Origin of the sequence: Mycolicibacterium pyrenivorans (genome assembly GCF_025821625.1) — a bacterium.
Taxonomy (GTDB): domain Bacteria; phylum Actinomycetota; class Actinomycetes; order Mycobacteriales; family Mycobacteriaceae; genus Mycobacterium; species Mycobacterium pyrenivorans.
Map to the genome: position 1 here is coordinate 1 of NZ_JACKSH010000261.1, position 491 is coordinate 491.

At 70.9% G+C, this 491-nt stretch carries 1 protein-coding gene and 1 pseudogene; one reads left to right on the forward strand and one right to left on the reverse strand.

The window, feature by feature from the left end; translation table 11 throughout:
• A pseudogene (locus tag H7I57_RS29345) lies at positions 1-188 on the forward strand (hypothetical protein); the annotation flags it as partial.
• Between the two features lie 84 nt (positions 189-272).
• On the opposite strand, the gene H7I57_RS29350 reads toward H7I57_RS29345, so the two are convergent.
• Positions 273-395 (reverse strand): hypothetical protein, encoded by a 123-nt coding sequence (locus tag H7I57_RS29350; RefSeq protein ID WP_255729517.1) that lies wholly within the window; start codon positions 393-395, stop codon positions 273-275.
• Between the last annotated feature and the right edge of the window lie 96 nt (positions 396-491).

A 491-nucleotide genomic window follows, 5' to 3' on the forward strand; every position in this document is an offset into this window, starting at 1 on the left:
CGCCGCCGCCGAAACTCATGCCGCCCGCCACGGCGGCGACGTGCCGCCACTGGCCCGACTGCTCAAACTCGACCACCGCGTCAGCCGCCGCCGCCGAAACTCATGCCGCCCGCCACGGCGGCGACGTGCCGCCACTGGCCCGACTGCTCAAACTCGACCACCGCGTCAGCGTCCACACCGCACCCTGACCCCAGACACCAAAGAGCCGGCACGCCCTGTCCTCGTGACAGACAGCGTGCCGGCTCTCTTTTTCCTCCGGTCCAGCTCCGGCCTCAATAGCTGATGCCGGCGCTGAGCCCCGCGCTCATCCACTCCCACAGCTGGCCGCCCACCAGCCACGTCAACACCGCGCCTTCTGCAGCCACCGCCGCCAGCGCCGCCCAAATCTTGCCCATTCTCACCCCCTTTGCTCCGTAGCTGCTGACTGCTCACACAGCTGCGCCAGCCACGCCCTGCGGTCCGCCCCAACCCGCCGCCACGCCCGCACCGCC